Genomic DNA, 19,960 nt, shown 5'->3' on the forward strand with positions numbered 1-19,960 from the left:
TTAGCTCTCCTCTACTCGCTCTGAGTGGCGCTGCTATCAGGCGTTGACTTTGTTACGGTCTCGGCAGGAGCAGTGCTCTCACTGACAGGTGTCTGCTGCTCAGGACGTGGCTGACGGGGTGGACGCTGGGGTCGGTCGCCTGTTGGGCGTGGACCACGGTCTCCACCTGGGCGTGGACTGCGCTCACCTTGTGGGCGGTCGCCTGCTGGTCTGGGTGGACGCTGGGGTCGGTCGCCTGTTGGGCGTGGACCACGGTCTCCACCGCGCGGACGATCACCTGGTGTACGTGGACCGCGATCTGCACCCTGTTGTGGGCGATCACCACGTCCTCGACGCTCACCACCGCGACGGTCACCACGATCACGTGATGCATAGTTCTGTTGCGCGGCAGCTTCCACTTGAGCTTCAGCCAGTTCACGGCGTTTGCTTGGCAGAATATCACCTTTGTAGATCCACACTTTGATGCCGATAACACCAAATGTTGTGTGGGCCTCTGTCTGACCATAATCAATGTCGGCGCGCAGGGTCTGCAACGGAACACTTCCCTCGACTTCTTTCTCAGTACGAGCGATTTCCGCACCACCCAGTCGGCCACCACAGATCACTTTAATTCCTTTAGCATTGGCGCGCATTGATTTCTGCACGGCCTGTTTCATCGCACGTCGGAATGAAACGCGCTTCTCGAGCTGCTCGGCAATACTACGACCAACGAGGAGAGCATCCAGTTCCGGCTGGCGGATCTCGATGATATCCATGCGTACGCGACGCTTTTTGGTCTTGGTTTCAAGCAGGTTACGAAGTTTGTCAACTTTTTCGCCGCTCTTACCGATGACAATACCAGGTTTCGCTGTATGAACTTTGACCAGAACCTGGTCAGCAGCGGTACGCTCAATCTCAATTTTAGAAACTGAAGCGTTGGCAAGCTCTTTCGTGATGATCTGACGGATTTTGAAATCCTCCGCCAGGATATCTTTATAATCACGCTCAGCATACCAGCGGGATTGCCACCCTCTGACGACGCCGAGTCTGAACCCATTGGGATGCACTTTATGTCCCAAAAGTGTCCTCCTTTTAGTAGTCTCTAACGACCAGCGTCTGCCGGATCATCTGAGACAATCACTGTTACATGACAGAAGCGACGTAAAATACGAGCCGCCCGACCATGTGACCGTGGTTTCACACGTTTAATCCGGAACGAATCATCCGCCACAATATTAAGAATATACAGGTCATCTGGATTGAGATTGTAGTTATTCTCAGCGTTTGCCGCGGCCGAAGCCACTACCTTGCTTACAGGTGTCGCGCCAGCGTTTGGCAAGAACTGAAGAATAGCCAGAGCCTCATTTACCCGAAGCCCTTTCACCGCGTTCGTAACCAGACGCATCTTGCGCGGCGGAATGCCGACATCTTTTGCAATAGCCCTGACTTGCATCTCTAACCTCACAATTTACCCCGAGGAAGGGGCACTCTCATTGGTCGGCCCCTGGAACAATAAGCTATGGTTCCTGCAGTATCCTCGGAGGGCTCACCGCTTGAGCCTCTTAACTTACCACTAACGAACGTTGGTGGTTTTTTCGTTCTTGCCACCCGCATGGCCACGATAGTGGCGGGTGGGGGCAAATTCACCCAGTTTATGGCCTACCATGTTTTCGCTAATGAAAACCGGTACATGAGTCTTGCCATTATGGACTCCAATGGTCATCCCTACCATTTCAGGGAAGATCATGGATGCGCGGGACCAGGTTTTGATCACGCGGCGATCGCCAGTTTTGCGCATAACCAGGACTTTTTTCCTGAGCGACTCATGAATATATGGCCCTTTTTTTCTTGAGCGCGACATATATTACTTCCTCCTCCTGCCTGCATTGCGGCGTCGGACAATGAAGCGATCCGTTCGCTTGTTTCTGCGGGTCTTGAAGCCCATGGCTGGTTTACCCCAGGGTGTCTGTGGCTGACCACCGATAGGCGCGCGACCCTCACCACCACCATGAGGATGGTCTCGTGGGTTCATAACAGATCCACGAACGGTTGGGCGGCGACCAAGGTGACGTGAACGTCCAGCCTTACCCAGGCTCTGGTTCTCGTGGTCAACGTTGCCGACCTGACCAATGGTTGCCATACACATGATGTGTACCTGGCGCTGCTCACCTGATGGCAAACGCAGAAGAGCATAATCGCCTTCTTTAGCCATCAACTGGGCACCAACACCAGCGCCCCGGCAGAGTTGTCCACCGCGACCGCGCTCCAGCTCAATGTTATGGATCGTGGTACCAGTTGGGATGTTTTTCAGCGGCAAGGCGTTACCAACACGAATGTCGGCATCCGGGCCAGCCTCAACACGATCTCCAACATGCAGACCAAGAGGAGCGATAATATAACGTTTCTCGCCGTCTACATAGAACAGCAGGGCAATGCGTGAGGTACGATTTGGATCATACTCGATCGCTGCCACGCGGGCTGGTACTCCAAGCTTGTTACGCTTGAAATCAATAATACGATAGGCGCGCTTGGCACCACCGCCATGATGGCGGGTTGTGATCTTACCCTGGTTGTTACGTCCGGCGTGCTTATTCAGCTTTACGGTCAGAGATTTCTCTGGTCGTGATTTGGTGATCTCCTCGAAAGTCGATACCGACATGCCGCGACGTCCAGGAGATGTTGGTCGATACTGTCTAGTTGGCATCTCTCAATCCCCTATGCCTTCAATGCATCGATTGATTCGCCCTCAGCAAGGGTGACAATCGCTTTTTTCCATTCGCGGGCCTCAACAGGTCGAGGAGCAGCACCACGTCGACGAATCAGCCGTGGCTTGCCAGGCATACGCATGATGTTGACCGCTACAACTTTCACTTTGAAAAGCTGTTCAACCGCCCGACGGACATCAATTTTGTTGGCAGTGAGTGCCACTTTAAAAGTATACTGATTTCGCTCTTGCAACTTGACCGATTTTTCGGTCACGATACCCTGGCGCAGTATTTCTGTGATTTCCACAGTCTCTCCTCCTCGCCTTATGCTTCGCTTCCAGCGCTTGCTGAGACGTCTTCAGCGATTCTTGCGCTCGCTTCTTCCGCACTCAGGCCTTCGCCGAAAACTAATTCAATCCAGCGTACAGTCTTCATAGGCATGACCAGATAATCATGCTTCAGCAACTCCACAACATTAATGGAGGAGACATGCTGCACCTTTGCGTTGGAAATGTTACGTGTCGATAATAACACGTTTTCATCCCGCTGTGGCAACATCATGAGTACTTTTTTACCGCCACTGGAAGGCAATTTGCTTAAAATCGTCAACATGTCTTTGGTACGAGGAGTATCCAGGACCAGGTCTTTGATAACGATCAAGTTTTCATTGGCCACTTTGTCCGAAAGAACGGAACGAATGGCCAGGCGGCGCATTTTCTTAGGCACATCGTGATGATATGGATGTGGTCGAGGACCAAACACAACACCACCATGACGGAACTGCGGCGCACGGGTACTACCCTGACGCGCACGGCCGGTTCCTTTTTGCCGATATGGCTTTTTACCGCCACCTTTTACTTCTGAGCGAGTCTTGGTTGAGGCGTTACCCTGCCGGCGATTGACCAGTTGTGCTGTCACAACCTGGTGGAGAACCGCCATATTAGGGGCAACTCCGAACACCTGCTCACTCAGTTCGAGCTGTTCTACGGCCTCTCCGGCCTGATTATACACTGTAGTCGAGGGCATTTCGGTTACCTCATCACATGCTTTTTAATCATGAGCAAGCCGCCATTGGCACCAGGCACCGAACCTTTAACCACCAGCAGGTTGCGCTCAGGATCAGCTTGTAGTACTTGCAATTTTTTCGCTGTCACGCGCACATTACCCATTTGTCCAGCCATCCGGGTGCCTTTGAGGACACGTCCTGGAGTGGTACCTGAACCAATGGAGCCTGGAGCACGGTGCCGGTCTGACTGACCATGGGTCTTGGGGCCGCCGCTGAATCCATGTCGTTTGACACCACCCTGGAAACCTTTACCTTTGGTGGTTCCAACGATGTCAACTGACTCTCCGTCCTGGAAAAGGCTGACGTCAAACTCTGCGCCTAACTCGACACCCTCGTTACCGTTGTCAAGGCCAACTTCACGCAGGACGCGGAATGGGCCAAGGCTTGGACCTGGGCGACGCTGGCGGTTCGCTTGAACCTTCAGCAGCTTCTGGATCTGCTTGCTATTTTTCTTCTTGTCGGTCGCAGTCTCTGCTTCCGCTGTCTCGGTTGCGTTTTCAGTACGCTGCTCTTGCTGATGCGTCTGCAACGACTTACGCTGTGCCTTCAATAATGGCAGGCTATGTCCGAGATGTCCCAGCTCTGGACGTGTGACGTTCTTTGTTGTCTTCTGTTCAAAACCAAGCTGGACTGCTTCGTAACCATCGCTGGCCACAGTCTTTACCTGGGTGACAACACAAGGGCCAGCCTCGATAATCGTCACTGGAATGGCTGTTCCATTGGGCCCAAATACCTGGGTCATGCCGACCTTCCTGCCCAACAATGCATTCAGCATATTCTTTACCTCTCCTCAACTATAGGGAATAGTGGTTGCTTCTCGAGCGATCCCTACAGTTTTACTTCGATATCCACGCCTGCGGGCAGGTTCAAACGTGTCAGGGCCTCAACAGTTTTGTTGGTTGGATCAATGATATCAATCAAGCGCTTGTGTGTACGAATCTCGAACTGTTCACGAGCATCTTTGTCGATAAAGGGTGACCGCATAACGGTGTATTTATTGATCTCGGTTGGCAGGGGCACTGGTCCGGAGACGCGTGCGCCTGTCTGTTGCGCTGTATCCACGATCTGAATCGCCGATTGGTCTAAAATGCGATGATCGTATGCCTTGAGGCGAATGCGGATGCGCTGTTTCACTCCCGTAGCCATTTTTCTCTCCTGATACGGATAGGGTCAGAGGGCGATTTCGCTCACTTTGTTTGCTTGAGCTGTGTCCATGACCCTTTTTGCGTTGCTTAGTTAAGCACCTTTGTGCAGATGCCAGCACCAACGGTGCGGCCACCTTCGCGGATGGCGAATTTCACGCCTTCTTCCATAGCGACCGGCTGGATGAGTTCCACGGTCATTTCGATGTTGTCGCCAGGCATAACCATTTCAACACCTTCTGGCAGCTTGATCGAGCCAGTTACGTCGGTTGTCCGCACGTAGAACTGTGGGCGATAGCCGTTAAAGAATGGTGTGTGACGGCCACCCTCTTCTTTCGAGAGGACGTACACCTGAGCCAGGAAGTTTTTGTGTGGCTTGATCGAACCGGGCTTGGCCAATACCTGACCGCGCTCGATGTCGGCACGCTCAACACCACGCAGCAGACAACCAACGTTGTCACCGGCCATACCGGAGTCCAGAGTTTTCTGGAACATTTCAACGCCAGTTACAACCACTGAGCGAGTCACATCCTGAATACCGACGATCTCGATGTTATCGCCAACTTTGACGATACCACGCTCGATACGACCGGTAGCAACAGTACCGCGACCTTTAATACCGAAGACATCTTCAACAGGCATCAAGAATGGCTGATCGGTAGCACGTGGGGGGGTGGGGATGTATTCGTCGACCTGATCCATCAATTCCCAGATGCACTTGGCAGCAGGATCATTGCGGGACATGTCGCCTTTACCCTCGAGGACGTTCAGAGCTGAACCACGGATGACGGGGACATCATCGCCAGGGAACTGGTATTTGGAGAGAAGTTCACGAACTTCCAACTCAACCAGCTCTAGGAGCTCTTCGTCTTCCATCATGTCAACCTTGTTCAGGAAGACCACCATTGCAGGTACTTCAACCTGGCGGGCCAGCAGTACGTGCTCACGGGTCTGAGGCATAGGGCCATCAGGAGCACTTACTACGAGGATAGCACCGTCCATCTGAGCGGCACCGGTGATCATGTTCTTAATATAGTCAGCGTGACCTGGGCAGTCAACGTGCGCGTAGTGGCGCTTCTCAGTCTCATACTCCAGGTGGGCAATCGAGATGGTGATACCACGCTCGCGCTCTTCTGGAGCTTTATCGATCTGGTCGAATGCTGTATATTTGGCAAGCTGAGCAGCAGACAATACTTTTGTGATTGCTGCAGTCAGGGTAGTCTTGCCATGGTCAATGTGTCCAATGGTTCCAATGTTCACATGCGGCTTTGTCCGCTCGAACTTTTTCTTCGCCATGTCAATTCCTCTTACTTTTTTTAATCCTGCGAACACGCAGGACACATTTCTTTTAAGATACTTCTACTCGGTCGGCCTGTTCCCTGAATTCGGCACCGAGCCAGTGAAGTACTTTAATGAATGCTTACTTTTCGCTCGTACTTCTTCATGTTCAGATGGCATACAGCACAGACCACAGAGTGGCATTTTCTGAATGCATTCAGAAGTTTTTGATGACAGGAGATTGTGGGGGGGAGATTATCATCCCCAGGTTTACCTATCTCAAGTTGGGGGGGATGCCACTTGCAGACATCCCCCGGAAATCTTTTTAGCGCTTAGCGCGCTGAACGCTTCGCGACAATCTCATCCGCTAGATTCTTTGGCACTGGATCATAGTGCGAGAATTCCATCGTATATGCCGCACGTCCACTGGTCATAGAACGGAGCTCGTTCACGTAGCCGAACATTTCGGAAAGAGGTACATGACCCCGCACCACACTCGTCGCCCCACGGGATTCCATTCCTTGAATGATACCACGGCGACGGTTAAGATCGCCAATGACATCTCCGTAGAATTCTTCGGAGGTTGTGACTTCGACTTTCATCATAGGCTCAAGGATGATCGCTCCAGCCTTGGCAACCGCGTTTTTGATACCAATCGAACCAGCGGTTTTAAAGGCCATTTCACTTGAGTCTACATCATGGTATGAACCATCATACAGGGTGACTTTGACATCAATCATTGGGAAGCCAGCAACAATACCGTTTTCCAATGTCTCTCTGACACCATTTTCAACCGGCTTGATGTATTCTTTTGGAACAACACCACCGACGATGCCATTGACAAATTCAAAACCCTTACCTGTTTCGTTTGGCTCAACACGCAGCCAGACATCACCGTATTGTCCATGTCCACCAGTCTGACGAACATGCTTACCTTGTGCTTGCGCCTGCTTTGTGATGGTCTCACGATATGCTACCTGTGGACGACCAACATTTGCCTCAACTTTGAATTCGCGGAAGAGACGATCTGTAAGTACATCCAGGTGCAACTCACCCATACCAGCGATAATGGTCTGGCCACTCTCCTCGTCAGTATGGACGCGGAAAGTTGGATCCTCTTCAGCCAGCTTGCCAAGAGCGATACCCATCTTTTCCTGGTCGGCACGTGTCCTTGGCTCAACGGCCAATTCGATTACCGGCTCAGGGAACTGGATCGACTCAAGGATAATCGGCTGCTGTGGATCGGAGAGCGTGTCACCAGTAAAGGTGTTACGCAGACCAACTGCGGCACAGATGTCACCGGCGCGAATCTCATCGATATCTTCGCGGTGATTAGCGTGCATACGGAGCAAACGACCAATGCGCTCGGTTTTACCCTTGGTAGAGTTTTCCATCGAGCCACCTTTAGTCATTGTACCAGAATAGACACGCAGATAGGAAAGTCTGCCGACAAATGGGTCAGAGACAATCTTAAACACCAGTGCGCTAAATGGTGCATCGTCCGAAACTTCACGGGTTATCTGCTCTTCGGTATCAGGATTGATGCCGGTTGGAATCTCGATATCCAATGGAGAAGGCAAGAAAGCAACAACTGCATCAAGCATAGCTTGAACGCCCTTGTTTTTCAAAGAGCTACCACACAGTACTGGCACGATTTTGTTCGCAATGGTGGCTTTACGCAGGGCTGCAATCAGCTCTTCTTTGGTGATCTCTTCTCCCTCGAGGTATTTCAGGGTCAACTCTTCGTCAGACTCGGCGATGCGCTCAATCAGCGCTTCGCGATGCTGTTCGTATGAGGCCTGAAGGTCCTCGGGAATATCAACGTGTTTCGACGTTGTGCCCAGGTCATCGGTATAAACGATGGCCTTCTGTTCCAAAAGATCGATGTATCCTTTGAAATCGGACTCCATACCAATCGGAATCTGAATAGGAAGGGCATGCTTGGTCAAGCGATCACCGATCATTTCCACGCAGCGCCAGAAGTCGGCACCGGTGCGATCGAGCTTGTTTACAAAGCACATCCTTGGAACGTCGTACTTGTCGGCCTGGCGCCATACAGTCTCAGACTGTGGCTCTACGCCAGCAACACCGTCGAAGACTACTACGCCACCGTCGAGAACGCGCAATGAGCGCTCGACTTCAGCGGTAAAGTCTACGTGTCCCGGGGTATCAATGATATTGATACGGTGGTCCTGCCAGAAACAAGTTGTAGCAGCCGATGTAATCGTGATGCCACGCTCTTGCTCCTGCGCCATCCAGTCCATGGTCGCAGCCCCTTCATGCACCTCACCAATACGGTGGATCTTCTTGGTGTAGAACAGGATACGCTCAGTGGTGGTCGTTTTACCAGCGTCAATATGAGCGATGATACCAATATTTCGTGTTTTCGCGAGTGGAAATTCTCTTGCCATGATGTGTTTTTACCAGCGATAATGAGCGAAGGCTTTGTTGGACTCCGCCATCTTGTGGGTCTCCTCACGTTTTTTAATGGTTGCACCCTGACCCGCTGCTGCATCCATTAACTCGCTAGCCAGCTTCTCTGCCATCGAACGACCGTTGCGTGACCGGGAAGATTTGATGAGCCAGCGCATTGCCAGCGCGTTGCCGCGATCTTTCCGTACATCAACCGGTACCTGATAGGTCGAGCCACCAACACGGCGAGGCTTTACCTCAATGCTGGGTGTGGCATTTCTCAAAGCCTGCTCAAACACCTCGATAGGAGGACGTTTCTGCTTGGCTTCAATAGACTCGAACGCATCATAGATAATGCGCTCAGCAAGACTGCGCTTGCCATCGATCATCATTTTGTTTACGAAGCGGGCTACATTTCGGCTCTTGTACTTGGCATCTGGTACATCCGGTCTTCGCACCACTCTCTTACGTCTTGGCATGTTCTGCCTCCTCAGTGTCTCATTCGGATCTGCTTGTTTCTCGTCAATCGTACCCCCACCGCAGGGGCTGGACCTGTTATGATCTCTGGTTTTCGCGTTTCCCTTAGGTTCTGGTGGAAGTCTTCTTCACATCAAACATGCTTGATCAAACAGTAACCGGCTGATGTGTTACAAGCGCCCATCCCCCCGTGTGAGGTACCTAGCGGACACCAGAAAAGGCGTCGATTCGATCGCAGGCTTGACGCCCAGACCTTTTTCGAACGCCTACACGCGGGTGCCTTTCCACATCTTAGATATAGTTACTATCTACTCAATCCGTCTGTCGTTATTCTCGTCAGCGGATCGAATTGACTGAACCAGGAGAACACCCGACTATTATCGCAATAGTGACGGGTAGCATACCGTGTATCTGGCTGCATACCCGTCTACGATAACGTGTGATTTATCGACTTAGTGCAGTATCCTCATCCCGTTGCTCTGGCGACGAAACATTGTTTTGTTCTGACCATGCTTCCGGGTCTTGGCGGACGGACGATATACGGTTGTTCCTCACCATCCTCCGCAATTACTTACTGCGCTCTACCTTTTGCCCTTTGTTGGAGCGGCTGCCTGTCCGGGTTTCGGACGCTTGGCTCCATACTTTGAGCGACCACGACGGCGCTTTGAAACGCCCTCGCTGTCCAATGTGCCGCGTACAATGTGGTAGCGAACACTTGGCAGATCTTTTACACGACCGCCACGAATGAGCACAACCGAGTGCTCCTGTAAATTATGCCCTTCACCAGGAATGTATGCGGTAACTTCCATCTGGTTTGAAAGACGAACACGGGCAATTTTACGCATTGCTGAATTCGGCTTCTTAGGCGTCATCGTACGTACCTGGGTGCAGACGCCACGCTTCTGGGGCGACCCACGCAGGCGGGAGGTCCTGTTCTTCAGCGCGTTGTACGAATACAGCAACGCGGGGGCCTTCACCTTTTTCTGTTTGTTCGAGCGGCCCTTTCGGACCAATTGATTAATTGTCGGCAAGGAACAATCCTCCCTGTCCTCGTTGTTCTAAGTTCACGCGGATAGGGCTACTATCCGCGTTATTTCTATCACACATATGCGATTGCATATACTATCACTCATTGTCCTCGGTGTCAAGTGTCAGCCCAAGTGGGGCACTTGCCCCGACCGGAGTACCGGCAATGGCACCTGCAACGACTGGTGCCGCTGCTACACGTGCTGCTGCTGAAGCCTGTTGGCGCGCTATCTGGTCCCGACGGCGCTGGGCAATGCCCGAACCGGCTGGGATGAGCTTACCAATGATGACGTTCTCTTTCAAACCAACCAGGTGGTCTGTCTGAGCTTCAATCGCGGCCTCTGTCAGTACACGGGTCGTCTCCTGGAAGGAGGCGGCCGCCAACCAGCTGTCAGTATTCAAGGATGCTTTGGTGACACCAAGCAGAACTGTTGAGGCTTTGGCGGGCTCACCACCTTCAGCCAGAACACGTGCATTGGTATCCGCATACAAGAAGCGATCCACCAGATCATTTGGCAGCATATTGGTGTCACCGGGCTCATCGACTTTAATACGACGCAACATTTGTCGTACGATGACCTCGATGTGCTTGTCATGGATGTACACACCAGTATTACGATAGACGCGCTGGACTTCTTTGGTCAAGTACAGCTGGACCGCTTCTCGTCCCTGGATGCGTAAGACATCCTGTGGGTCTCTCTGACCAGAAGTCATTGGAGTACCCGCTTGAATCTTCTGACCGTCTGTGACGACGATGCTACGCGAGGCAGCCACAGGATAACTGCGCTCTTCTCGCTCCTCAAAACGGATTGAGATGCCGTCTTCGTTTAAGATGACTTCACCATCGGTTCGTGCCATGATTGGCGTTGGCTCGCTGCCTTTTTCACCAGCAACGAGGGCGATGATTTGATCTTTCTGAACACGGTCGTGCTCATTGACAACGATTTTGGCCTCTACATCCTTTGGCAATGGATACTCATCGAAGAAGATGTTGGTTGAAACAATGCGGACGGTTCGTGCGTTGGTCGACTCGTCTTTGACAATTTCAACAATACCATCGATCTCGCTGATATCTGCCTTATCTTTTGGTACACGTGCTTCGAAGAGTTCTTCAACACGTGGCAGACCCTGGGTGATGTCACCCTGCGCTCCTGCGATACCTCCAGTGTGGAAGGTACGCATGGTGAGCTGCGTTCCTGGCTCACCAATGGACTGGGCAGCCACAATACCAACGGCGGCTCCAATACGCGCCAGGGCGTTAGCAGCGAGGTCACGGCCATAGCACTTACGGCAGATGCCGCGTCGCGCCAGACAGTTCAGGGCCGAACGTACACGTACGGCTTTGATGCCGGCTGCTATGATTTCGTTGACATCTTCATCGGTCAGTTCTTCGCCAGGCTCCAGATGTGGGAGCTCCGGTATCTCTTCAGCCAGCACACGTCCCAACAGACGGCCACGGGAGTTCTCCAGAGCCATGTCTTTTGAATCGTATTCTGTGATCAGGATACCTTCGGTTGTGCCACAATCTTCTTCGGTGACGATAACGTCCTGCGCGACGTCGATCAGACGGCGGGTCAGGTAGCCAGATTCCGCTGTACGCAAGGCGGTATCGGCCAGACCTTTTCGGGCTCCGTGGGTACTGATGAAGTACTCCAACACGCTCAGGCCTTCACGGAAGTTACCACGTACAGGAATGTCCATGATACGTCCAGAAGGACTGGCCATCAGTCCACGCATACCTGAAAGCTGTCGAATCTGCTGGAACTTCGCTTTCGTTGCACCAGATTCTGCAATGGTATAAATGGAGCCAAATGGATCGAGTACTGAACGTACCATTTTCTGGACGTTGTCAGTAGCTTCGTTCCAGGTTGAAATCGTCTGCTGGTATTTTTCGTTCTCGGTGATGAGACCATCATGGAACTGCTCTTCCAGCTCGGCGATCTTGGCATCGGCTTTGGCTAACTCTTCGGTTTTGCCGGTTGGTACTTTAACGTCACTGATAGCAAAGGTTGCACCAGCTTTGGTCGCATAGTAGAAACCAAGGCGTTTGATCTCGTCAGCCAGGTCTGTGGTTTTTGAACGTCCGTATTCTTTGAAGCATTCACCGATGACCTGTTTCAAGTTTTCCTTCTTCATGACGTAGTTCTTGAAACGCAAGCGTTCTGGCAGTGCCTCATTGAAAATGAGGCGGCCAACGGTTGTGGTCACAGGCTTGTTCATCGAATGCAGGGTGGCCTTTTCAGGGGGCGGCTGATCATAGACATCGATCTCACCTATGCGGACTTTGATCGGTGCCTGGAGATCAACAACTCCATGCTGATAGGCCAGGAGTGCTTCGCCGGCGTCGGTGAAGACACGGCCTTCGCCTTTTTTGTTTGGACGCTCCTGTGTCAGATAGAAACAACCCAACACCATATCCTGGCTGGCGCCGATCGATGGTTCACCATGCGCTGGTGAGAGCAGGTTACGGGTTGACATCATGAACTGACGGGCTTCGTCCTGAGCCTTTTCGGACAAAGGCACGTGCACGGCCATCTGGTCACCATCGAAGTCGGCGTTAAAGGCCGAACAGACGAGTGGGTGCAGCTGAATAGCACTACCTTCAACCAATACAGCTTCAAAGGCCTGAATACCAAGTCTGTGCAGCGTTGGGGCGCGGTTCAGGAGCACTGGATGGTCTTTAATGACTTCTTCCAATACATCCCAGACTTCCGGCTTGACACGCTCAACAAAGCGTTTGGCACTCTTAATGTTGTGGGCAAAGTTCTGCTCAACCAGTTTACGCATCACGAATGGCTTGAAGAGTTCCAGAGCCATACGCTTAGGCAGACCACACTGATGTAACTTCAGGTCAGGTCCAACCACAATAACTGAACGGCCAGAGTAGTCTACACGTTTACCGAGCAGGTTCTGACGGAAACGTCCCTGTTTACCTTTGAGCATGTCTGAAAGGCTCTTCAACTTGTGGTTACCAGAGCCAGCCACAGCACGTCCACGGCGACCGTTGTCGATCAGCGCATCACAGGCTTCCTGCAACATACGCTTTTCATTGCGAATAATGATCTCTGGCGCGCCCAACTCAAGCAAACGTTTGAGACGATTATTACGGTTGATCACACGGCGATATAAATCGTTCAGGTCGGAGGTTGCGAAACGGCCACCATCCAACTGTACCATTGGACGCAAATCCGGAGGCAACACTGGCAGAACGGTCATGATCATCCACTCTGGCGATGTGTTGGACTTACGGAATGCCTCGATCACTTTCAGGCGCTTGGTGGCCTTTTTGCGACGTTGACCAACGGTATTACCGATTTCGTGACGCAGGTCATTGGAAAGCTTTTCCAGCTCGATGCCCGAGATGAGCTCACGCACGGCCTCGGCACCCATCCCTGCGCGGAAGACATCGCTGAAGTTATCTTTTAACTCACGATAGCGATTCTCCTGTAACAGGTCCATCTTCTTGAGGCCTTCCAGGTCACGGCGTTGCTGCTCAATACGTTGGCGAGCCTCGTTGCGCTCACGCTCAAGTTGCGTCTGCACAGAATCGATCTGGCCCTGGAAATCAAAGGCGAGACGATCGGCTTCACGTTTGCCTTCTGATTGGGCTCCCTCGAGTTCACGACGGGCCTGCTCAGCAATCGTGTTACGTGCAGTTTCAGCGACGCGCTCCAAAACATCCAGGTGCTTGGAGTTGACGGTATCGCCTGCCTTAACGATGATCTGATCGGTAGGTGAGAAGAAGATATCATCTTCAACCGTTTTACCCATCGATCCACGCAAGAGCGTTAAGGTCTCACTCTCGGCACGGCGCGCCTCTTCCAGATCACTCTCACGGCGCTGCTCAACTTCCTGACGGTCGGTTAGAGAGAAGCGCTCATCATTATCGTGCAAGGCAGCATCACGCTGACTACGCAGGTCATTGACACGCTCAACAACTTTCTCATCAAGATTCTGTTCCAGCCCGACCATCTCTTCGTCCAGGCGCATCAACTCGCGCTGGCGAGCCTCTTCATCCACATTGGTAACCACATAGAGAGCAAAGTAGAGAACCCTCTCAAGGTTACGTGGCGAGAGATCCAGCAACAGGCCGATACGACTGGGGGTACCTTTGAAGTACCAGATATGGCTTACAGGTGACGCCAGTTCGATATGGCCCATGCGCTCACGACGCACTTTCGAACGGGCAACTTCAACACCGCACTTATCACAGACGATGCCTTTAAAACGAACCCTTTTATATTTACCGCAGTAACACTCCCAGTCCTTGGTTGGTCCGAAAATGCGCTCACAGAATAGACCATCTTTTTCTGGCTTTAGGGTACGGTAGTTAATTGTCTCCGGTTTCGTGACCTCACCATAACTCCAGCCGCGAATCTGCTCTGGGCTGGCGAGGCTGATACGGATAGCGTTAAAATCATTTACTTCGAGCATGCTACCTCTCCTGGGATAGGGGCTAGCGACAGACAATATTGCCTGCCGCTCCGTATTTTTTCTGCATACAAATTCTTTTGCTTTCAACAAAAAGCTTTGTTGATTGCCCCTATGCTATTGGTCTCCCTCGAAACCGGATAAGTTAATACCCAGTTCCGGCATCACATCGTTAGAGGTGTCTTCAACGAATTGAATTTTTTGTTCGTCTTCGTTCAGGACCTCTACATTAATGCCCAGGCTTTGTAATTCTTTTACGAGCACTTTGAAGGATTCTGGAACGCCGGGTTCCATGATGTTTTCGCCCTTTACAATGGCTTCGTATGTTTTAACACGACCAACAACGTCGTCCGATTTGACGGTCAGAATTTCCTGGAGGATATGGGCTGCGCCATAGGCTTCGAGAGCCCAGACTTCCATTTCTCCGAAACGCTGTCCACCAAATTGCGCTTTACCACCCAGCGGCTGCTGTGTAATCAAGCTGTATGGACCGGTTGAACGGGCGTGTACTTTGTCTTCTACCAGGTGGGCCAGTTTCAACATGTAGTTGTAACCAACCGTGATGGGATGGTCGAATGGCTCGCCAGTTCGTCCATCGTACAATTGCACTTTACCAGTCTCAGGTAAACCTGCCCGACGCAGGAACTCTTCGATGTCGTCCTCGGTGGCTCCGTCAAAAACGGGGGTAGCAATTTTAAAGCCTAGTGCTTCGGCTGCCCAGCCAAGGTGGGTCTCCATAATCTGACCGATGTTCATACGGTGAGGTACGCCCAATGGGTTCAGAATGATGTCTACCGGTGTACCATCCGGCAAGAACGGCATGTCCTCGATCGGCAGTACGCGGGAGATAACACCTTTATTACCATGGCGTCCAGCCATTTTGTCGCCAGCACCAATTTTACGTTTCTGCGCAATGCTGACACGCACTAACTGGTTCACACCTGGAGGTAGTTCATCACCGGCTTCACGTGAGAAGACTTTGACTTCGACGATCTTACCGCGCTCACCATGGGGAACACGCAGTGAAGTATCTTTCACTTCACGAGCTTTTTCACCAAAGATAGCACGCAGCAGTTTCTCTTCCGCGGTCAGCTCGGTCTCGCCCTTTGGCGTGATTTTACCGACCAGGATATCCTGTGGTCCAACCTCAGCACCGACATAGATGATGCCACGCTCATCCAGGTTACGCAGGCCTTCTTCACCAACGTTTGGAATATCACGCGTAATCTCTTCGGGTCCCAGTTTGGTATCACGGGCGTCGATCTCATATTTCTCAATGTGAATTGAGGTAAACAGATCTTCGTGGACGATACGCTCACTGATCAGGATGGCGTCCTCGAAGTTACCACCTTCCCAGCTCATAAAGGCCACCAGAATGTTCTGTCCTAATGCCAGCTCTCCATCCTGGGTTGAGGTATTGTCGGCCAGAACCTGTCCGGCATTGACAAAATCGCCTTTTTTCACAATCGGGCGCTGGTTGAGACAGGTACCAGCGTTTGAACGTACAAACTTACGTAAACGATGGTTGTGGATCTCTCCCTGCTCGTCCATCACATCGATGCGGCGGGCAGTTGATGAAATCACTTCACCAGTAGCACGGCTCACTACGACCTGACCGGAGTCAATCGCGATCTGGCGCTCGATGCCGGTTCCGCAGATTGGTGACTGCGGTCGCAACAATGGCACGGCCTGACGTTGCATGTTTGCACCCATCAGAGCTCGGTTAACGTCATCATGCTCCAGGAAGGGGATCAGGGCAGTTGCCACTGACACCGTTTGGCGTGGCGAAACATCCATGTAGTCAATGTTGTCAGAATTTTCCATGAAGAACTCACCCTGGTAACGAGCCAGAACACGCTCTTCATCAAATTCGTTAATATCACTCAGGATCGCGTTCGCCTGCGCAATCCAGAAGTTCTCTTCATCATCAGCGGTATGATAGTCCACCACATCGGTGACGAAGGGCTTTACCCGCACCTGTGCATCACCCAGGGCTTCGCTCAACTTATGGAATAATTTCTCATCCACACGGAGATGCTCACGGGCCGGGATTAATACGCTGCCATCTTTAGCGGTAACGGCATCACGCTCATGACCAAAGACGCCGCGGAACTCACGTCCAATCAGATTGGGATCATTGGCTTTCAGACGCTTGTAAACCTTACGGTAAGGCGTCTCGATGAAACCATATGGATTAATCTGCGCGTAGGTCGCCAGGTTACCGATCAGACCAATGTTTGGACCTTCAGGAGTCTCAATTGGACAGATACGTCCGTAGTGGGACTCGTGGACGTCACGAACATCAAATCCAGCTCGGTCACGGGAGAGACCACCAGGACCCAGGGCGGAGAGACGACGCTTGTGACCGATTTCGGCCAGGGCGTTTGTCTGGTCCATGAACTGGGATAACTGGCTACCACCAAAGAATTCTTTCATCGCCGCCACAACTGGACGGATATTGATGAGGGCATTCGGGGTGGCCTGACCAGGCTCTTGAATACTCATGCGCTCTTTAACGACGCGCTCCATACGCAACAAGCCGACGCGGAACTGGGTCTGAATCAACTCACCAACACAACGTACACGGCGGTTACCCAGATGGTCGATATCATCTTTACGACCACGTCCATTATTCAAGGACACCAGTCGGCGGATAATGTTGACCAGATCGTCTTGCGTAATGATACGCTGACTCTGGGGGATCGCCAGGTCTAACTTGCGGTTGAGTTTGTAACGACCAACACTACCCAGATCATAACGACGTGGATTAAAGAAGAGATTCTTTACTAATGAACGTGCGTTATCCAGGGTGGCGGGATCGCCAGGTCGCAACTTTTTATAGAGTTCGAGCAGGGCTTCGTCCTCTTTCTTCACCGGATCACGGTCCAATGTCGCCTGAATGTAGCGAATAACTGGATCGTTATCGACACCGGCAAAGGCGTCTAGAATTCCCTGATCGGTTGAAAGGTCTAGATCTTCAGCATGCCACTGCTCTTTTGCCAGGCTAGAGATAGCTCGCAACAGGGTGGTCACTGGAATTTTACGCTTACGGTCGATTTTCACGGTCAGCAGATTTTTGTTGCTGGTCTCAAATTCTAACCAGGCTCCACGACCGGGAATAAGCTTGGCTGCGTAGAGTTTCTTACCGGTTGTGGCATCTTCGTCTACGGTAAAGTAGACACCAGGTGAACGCACTAACTGGCTGACGACTACACGCTCAGCGCCATTGATGATGAAGGTACCATCTGTGGTCATCAATGGAAAATCACCCATGAAAACATCTTTTTCGATGATTTCACCGGTCTCTTTATTTATCAAGCGAGCCTTAACATTCAGCGGGGCCGAGAACGTGGCGTCACGATCACGACATTCATCCTCTGAATATTTTGGCTTGCCGAATGGTTCAGGTGGTACAATAAACTCTAAACTCAGGTTTTTGCCGGTGAAGTCTTCAATCGGAGAAATTTCTTCGAAAAGCTCGCGCAAACCCTCGTTCTTAAACCATTCAAAGGAGTCAAGTTGAATCTGAATCAGGCCAGGCATAGGCCGTATGTCTGGGATACGTGCAAAGGATACGCGCTCGGGAAGCGCAACGGCCCTTGTGCTTACTGCCATACTTGGTATTCTCCTCTCACCTAGTCGCCCATAGAGGAAATTGAGAGACACGAAAATTCGCACCTCTCAGTGCAACGGAAAACGGAAAAAAACAGATAAATGCTTTATGATAATGCCTGTGTTGTGAAACGGTTTATGACAAGAAAAGTAACCGCTTGCATTTACGATAAGCGGTTACTCCTACTTCTCTATACATATAGATAGTCTGCAAATTGTTGTCAATCATCCACACAACTATCCCCTCCAGTGGAGATAAACAAAGCAAGCTGCCAAGATCACAGGCACTGGCAAATATTGCGAAACAGCAAAAAATACCACATCGTACCCTCTACCCGATTTTCTACTACATTCAGAGCCGGGCTCATGAATGTGGGCCGAAGGTGCAATTTCATGTGGCTTATTATAGTATCCTCATGTTTTTTGGGGAGTGATGTGTCGTTTCGTAATGTGTCTCGTCTCTTGGTTCTGTTGTTACCTGTGTTATGAATCAGCTATAACACTACTGTTACTAGTATACATACACTGGCAAGTGATAATTATACGTCGCCGAACTAAAGTTGTCAAGAGTTTTGACAACTTTGTTTTTGAAGACGTATTTTTGGGGCTTACGCCTCGCGTCTGCGGCGCTCGCTTTTATGTATCGCTGATGGTGTGGACAGATCGCCCACACCATCAGCGATACATAATTGTTGGCTTCTTAACGATTTTTTGAGTCAACTGTGTAAACGTTGGCAGATGGAAATTTATTCCATCTCTTTTTTCATTGGAAATTCTGGCTCAGGCGACTTGCATCAGGCGCTCGGATGCTTCAAGAGCCTGGGCGATTTCTTCACCGAGAGTAGGATTCCAGACCTGTTCGGCATCGACCCAGCGCTTGTGGAGCAGGGCCAGCAATTGGCGTTGGTCTTCGCTTGAAAGCAGATTAAGATCAACCAGGGATTCTGGATTGCCAGGATAGCTGATGGTGAGTACGAAGTTATCTATGCGGATAGTGGCTTGCCCGTTCAATTGATAGGTGTGGGATGAACCTAACTTACGGCAAAAGGAGATGCCACCCAGGCAGCCAACCAGGATACAGACCAGGGCGAGAATACTGACAACGATGCCGGCCAGGCTCAGGAGTCCGGCAAGTCCGGTGGTGATGACCATTAAGAATGGTATGGGGATACGTGTTGTCCACGCGAGCAGGATAGCTGGTACCAGACCAACCAGGGCGGTTAAGAAACACCAGAAGGCACTGTTCATGATCCAAAAGATGCTTTTCATGTTTTCCGCTGAAAGGTCACGTACAGTGACGGTGTTGTTGTCTTCAAATGTCACCATGCCAGCGGTATGTCCTTCGTGCAGCGCATGCAGAAACCGAATCACCAGGACACTTCCCAGGAGCGAGATAAAGGCGATAAACCAGGAGAGCGCCACCAGTGCGTCCTGCCATTTTAGATATAATGTGAAGTTGTGTACATAGGTAGTCCACAATCCAGCACCACTGATTACACCAATGACTGCGCATAAGATGAGTCCGAGAAAAAATAACCAACCCAGCCTGCGGATGCGTAGGTATTGCGAATGCGCCAAATCAAAACGATACGTATCTTTTACCGGTTGAATCATTACTCTACCCCTAAATTACAGCGATGACATTTGCCATATATATTACTCAAATGGACAATCCTCTTCTCGCGGTTTTTACTATCCTATGCTGTAACGATTCAGCCTATACCAACGGTTACAAATATTCATCAGATTTCGTTGTCGTGAATCGTTTTCCCACAGGTGATTTCCTTGTAATCCACCTGCTATCTTATTATTACGAATAAACAGGCGCCTGG

At 51.2% G+C, this 19,960-nt stretch carries 15 protein-coding genes; all 15 read right to left on the reverse strand.

Going from position 1 to position 19,960, the window contains the following annotated elements:
* Window positions 1-11: 11 nt before the first annotated feature.
* The 15 genes from rpsC to EL633_RS08040 all read right to left on the reverse strand — a co-directional run bounded on the left by rpsC (window position 12) and on the right by EL633_RS08040 (window position 19,742).
* Window positions 12-1,058, reverse strand: a complete 1,047-nt coding sequence (rpsC, locus tag EL633_RS38105) for a 30S ribosomal protein S3 (RefSeq protein ID WP_126626676.1) — start codon at window positions 1,056-1,058, stop codon at window positions 12-14.
* A gap of 23 nt (window positions 1,059-1,081) precedes the next feature.
* Window positions 1,082-1,432: a 50S ribosomal protein L22 gene (rplV, locus tag EL633_RS07975; RefSeq protein WP_126626677.1), complete on the reverse strand. Its 351-nt coding sequence runs from the start codon at window positions 1,430-1,432 to the stop codon at window positions 1,082-1,084.
* A 120-nt stretch (window positions 1,433-1,552) separates the two neighbouring features.
* Window positions 1,553-1,840, reverse strand: coding sequence for a 30S ribosomal protein S19 (gene rpsS, locus EL633_RS07980; RefSeq protein WP_126626678.1), 288 nt, complete (start codon window positions 1,838-1,840; stop codon window positions 1,553-1,555).
* 3 nt (window positions 1,841-1,843) lie between these two features.
* Window positions 1,844-2,683 (reverse strand): 50S ribosomal protein L2, encoded by an 840-nt coding sequence (gene rplB / locus EL633_RS07985; protein ID WP_126626679.1) that lies wholly within the window; start codon window positions 2,681-2,683, stop codon window positions 1,844-1,846.
* A gap of 11 nt (window positions 2,684-2,694) precedes the next feature.
* On the reverse strand, window positions 2,695-2,991 hold the full coding sequence (gene rplW / locus EL633_RS07990; protein WP_126626680.1) for a 50S ribosomal protein L23: 297 nt from the start codon (window positions 2,989-2,991) through the stop codon (window positions 2,695-2,697).
* Between the two features lie 17 nt (window positions 2,992-3,008).
* The gene (gene rplD / locus EL633_RS07995; protein WP_126626681.1) at window positions 3,009-3,710 is read right to left on the reverse strand and encodes a 50S ribosomal protein L4; all 702 of its coding nucleotides are present in this window, start codon (window positions 3,708-3,710) and stop codon (window positions 3,009-3,011) included.
* Window positions 3,711-3,715: 5 nt separating this feature from the next.
* A complete protein-coding gene (gene rplC, locus EL633_RS08000; protein ID WP_126626682.1) occupies window positions 3,716-4,525 on the reverse strand; it encodes a 50S ribosomal protein L3 in 810 nt (269 codons plus the stop codon).
* A 53-nt stretch (window positions 4,526-4,578) separates the two neighbouring features.
* The gene (gene rpsJ, locus EL633_RS08005; RefSeq protein WP_126626683.1) at window positions 4,579-4,896 is read right to left on the reverse strand and encodes a 30S ribosomal protein S10; all 318 of its coding nucleotides are present in this window, start codon (window positions 4,894-4,896) and stop codon (window positions 4,579-4,581) included.
* An 86-nt stretch (window positions 4,897-4,982) separates the two neighbouring features.
* Entirely contained in the window at window positions 4,983-6,188 is a 1,206-nt protein-coding gene (gene tuf / locus EL633_RS08010; RefSeq protein ID WP_126626684.1) for an elongation factor Tu, read from the reverse strand.
* Between the two features lie 314 nt (window positions 6,189-6,502).
* On the reverse strand, window positions 6,503-8,581 hold the full coding sequence (gene fusA / locus EL633_RS08015) for an elongation factor G (RefSeq protein ID WP_126626685.1): 2,079 nt from the start codon (window positions 8,579-8,581) through the stop codon (window positions 6,503-6,505).
* A 9-nt stretch (window positions 8,582-8,590) separates the two neighbouring features.
* A complete protein-coding gene (gene rpsG, locus EL633_RS08020) occupies window positions 8,591-9,061 on the reverse strand; it encodes a 30S ribosomal protein S7 (RefSeq protein ID WP_126549960.1) in 471 nt (156 codons plus the stop codon).
* Window positions 9,062-9,640: 579 nt separating this feature from the next.
* The gene (rpsL, locus tag EL633_RS08025; protein WP_126626686.1) at window positions 9,641-10,090 is read right to left on the reverse strand and encodes a 30S ribosomal protein S12; all 450 of its coding nucleotides are present in this window, start codon (window positions 10,088-10,090) and stop codon (window positions 9,641-9,643) included.
* A gap of 94 nt (window positions 10,091-10,184) precedes the next feature.
* Window positions 10,185-14,519, reverse strand: coding sequence for a DNA-directed RNA polymerase subunit beta' (gene rpoC / locus EL633_RS08030; RefSeq protein ID WP_126626687.1), 4,335 nt, complete (start codon window positions 14,517-14,519; stop codon window positions 10,185-10,187).
* A gap of 114 nt (window positions 14,520-14,633) precedes the next feature.
* The gene (rpoB, locus tag EL633_RS08035) at window positions 14,634-18,131 is read right to left on the reverse strand and encodes a DNA-directed RNA polymerase subunit beta (protein ID WP_126626688.1); all 3,498 of its coding nucleotides are present in this window, start codon (window positions 18,129-18,131) and stop codon (window positions 14,634-14,636) included.
* A gap of 777 nt (window positions 18,132-18,908) precedes the next feature.
* Entirely contained in the window at window positions 18,909-19,742 is an 834-nt protein-coding gene (locus EL633_RS08040) for a hypothetical protein (protein ID WP_126626689.1), read from the reverse strand.
* Between the last annotated feature and the right edge of the window lie 218 nt (window positions 19,743-19,960).

This window comes from Dictyobacter alpinus, assembly GCF_003967575.1.
GTDB lineage: Bacteria > Chloroflexota > Ktedonobacteria > Ktedonobacterales > Ktedonobacteraceae > Dictyobacter > Dictyobacter alpinus.